Source organism: Streptomyces sp. SID14478 (genome assembly GCF_010548525.1).
Lineage (GTDB): Bacteria > Actinomycetota > Actinomycetes > Streptomycetales > Streptomycetaceae > Streptomyces.
Window position 1 is genome coordinate 1 of the sequence record NZ_JAAGMG010001006.1, and the last position, 1,055, is coordinate 1,055.

Genomic DNA, 1,055 nt, shown 5'->3' on the forward strand with positions numbered 1-1,055 from the left:
CCGGGCTTCGCGACGGCGGCGAGGCGCGCCACGTCGGTGCCGGTGGCCTGGACGGAGCTGCCCCCGTCGGGAAGGGGTCCGCCGCGCGGCGAGCGCGTCGCGACGACCTTCCCGTGCCGGTCGAGCACGGCCTCCAGCCCGTCGCCCTGCGGGGTGCTGCTGCCGAACTCCGGTGTGAACGCGACGAGTTCGTCAGGGTCGGTGCAGGTCGTGTCGTGCAGCGGCAGGGCGGTGGGCACGTCGTCGGCGGTGCCGCCACAGTTCCTGATCAGTCCCGGTACGCGGTCGATGCCGTCCAGGGCCAGCGAGGTACCGGGGCCGACGAGGCGCCCCTGCCAGGTGAACCGGTCGATCCGGGTGCGTTCGGCGGAGTCGCGGATCACGAGGCCCGGACGGCCGTCGACCGTCTCGCTCAGCAGCCGTCCGTCGTAGACGCCGATTCCGGCGGGGTCGCCCGGCGCGCCGGCCTTCGGGTCGAGGACGAAGAAGCCGGCGTTGACGGCGGCGGTCGCGCCGTCGGCGGCGGCCAGGGCGCTGGTCGTCTCCCGGTTCTCCAGGTCCGGTCCGTACGACGCCTTCAGCCTGCCGTGGAAGCGGTGCGGATCGATGGTGAGCACGTCGATCCGCCAGGGGCCGCGGTCGGCGGGATCGCCGTCCCAACCGGTGTACGCGGCCGCTCCGGTGTACCCGGCCGTGCGCAGCCGGGTCTGCTCGGCCGTCGCGGCGCTCTGCGAGTCGTACGTGCCGACGCGGACCCGCCACCCGAGCGATCCCCCGGCGTGATCGGTGGTCGCGGGCGTGACGACGTCCTCGGCGCGGGCGTCGAACCCGTCCGCCCGCAGTGCGGCGGCCAGTTCGTCGGCGCTGGCCCGGTCCTTCAGTGCCGTCGGAGGTGCGTCGGGGTCAGGGGACGTGGCGCCGCCGGGGATGGACACCTCGACGGTCCAGGGCAGGGCCGGTGCGTCGGCGCCGCGCACGATCCGGGTGAGGGTGACCCCGGGCTGGAGCGTGCGCGTGGTGCGGGTCTCGGTGAGGCCGGCGGCGCCGAGCGGCAG

The 1,055-nt window shown here is 75.5% G+C and carries 1 protein-coding gene; it reads right to left on the reverse strand.

The annotated features are described in order from the left end of the window. On the reverse strand, window positions 1-1,055 hold a 1,055-nt coding region (locus G3I40_RS32545; RefSeq protein ID WP_164306212.1), incomplete at both ends, for an SPOR domain-containing protein.